The organism is Vibrio sp. 1978 (assembly GCF_033344345.1).
Genome location: NZ_JAWPOP010000100.1, coordinates 1 through 1,298 on the forward strand (window position 1 = coordinate 1; position 1,298 = coordinate 1,298).

Genomic DNA, 1,298 nt, shown 5'->3' on the forward strand with positions numbered 1-1,298 from the left:
AAATTCAAAATCGAAACGATCCTTAAAATCCCAGAAAATATGGCTTTAGAGTAAAACCAGATTTGGACAACAAAACACGACAACACGCTTATGGGCTAAAAAAGGAACTCGCCCAAGAGCCGTGAAGCAATAACAATTTGAGTATGCTTATCTGTTCGGTTCAATCTGTCCCAGAAAAGGAATCTGTGAGGCTATCATTGTCTCTTGGGTTAATAAAGACATCATGATAGAGCACTTAAAACAAATATTGGCAGTCACGGAGGAGGGACGCCACGCTGTCGTTGTAATGGATGGTGCAGGATGGCATACAGAAGAAATTGCCAATGACTTTAAGAATGTCAGTGTCATCAAACTTTCGCCCTATTCTCCAGAGCTAAACCCTATCGAACAAGTATGGCGTTGCTTGAGGCAACGCTATTTAGCCAACCAATCTTTTACTGATTACCACGACATCATCTCCAAAGTCTGCGATGCATGAAATCGGTTTTTGGATTGCTCCAAAAGAGTCACTAAAATGCATTCGTAAAAGTGGATAGACCTAACCAGTTAATTTTCAAGATTGGTATAATAACGGTATGGAGAAATATCTTCAGCTCAGAGCTACAGATGTAAACTACCACCTTCTAAAGAAGGTGGCTTTGTGTGAGCCCCCTAAAAGGGGGCCTTTGTTTAGTCCAGCGCCAATTGCTGCTGCTCTACTCGCTCTTGCTTCTCTTGATGTCTTACATATCGGCGTATTATTTCTTCATTGATTCCAACACTATCGACAAAATAGCCTCTTTGCCAAAAGTGATTACCCCAAAGCCTGTTCTTCCTAAGGTGAGGAAACTTGCTAAATAGCTTTAAGGCTATTTTGCCTTTCAATACCCCCATCAACTTGGATATCGAAAGCTTTGGTGGGACCTTTACAACTAAATGTACGTGGTCAACTTGTACGTTTAGCTCTACGACTTCACATCCAAGTTGATTACAGTAAACATAAATACATCGATAAACTTCTTTACCTATATTGTTCTTCAAGATCCTAAATCGATACTTTGGCGTCCACACTATATGGTATTGACAACGCCAAAATACGTGGGAAGCTTGATTGTATCTACTCATGTTATTTGTCCTCTTTGACTTCTGGAAAAATCAAAGACGCATTTAGCATGAGTAGTTTTACAGGCAAAGCCGAAACGGATGATAACCACCTACTGAAGTAGGTGGTTTAGGGCTGAAAACAAAAAACGCCACCGAACTCGGTGGCGTTTTTTAGTCCTATATTTTTCCTGTCGATGCCTGTGGCAATAATCGCT

General features: G+C 40.7%; 1 protein-coding gene and 1 pseudogene. One reads left to right on the forward strand and one right to left on the reverse strand.

Annotation, left to right across the window (positions count from 1 at the left end):
- Positions 1-52: 52 nt before the first annotated feature.
- Positions 53-463, forward strand: a pseudogene (locus R8N49_RS24735) (IS630 family transposase); the annotation flags it as partial.
- A gap of 206 nt (positions 464-669) precedes the next feature.
- Here R8N49_RS24735 and tnpA read toward each other — a convergent pair.
- Entirely contained in the window at positions 670-1,104 is a 435-nt protein-coding gene (gene tnpA, locus R8N49_RS24740) for an IS200/IS605 family transposase (protein ID WP_017633711.1), read from the reverse strand.
- Positions 1,105-1,298 lie beyond the last annotated feature (194 nt).

Bases quoted from the DNA above. Each gene is read 5' to 3' on its own strand.
- tnpA (WP_017633711.1), bottom strand. From the start codon at position 1,104: ATGAGTAGATACAATCAAGCTTCCCACGTATTTTGGCGTTGTCAATAC.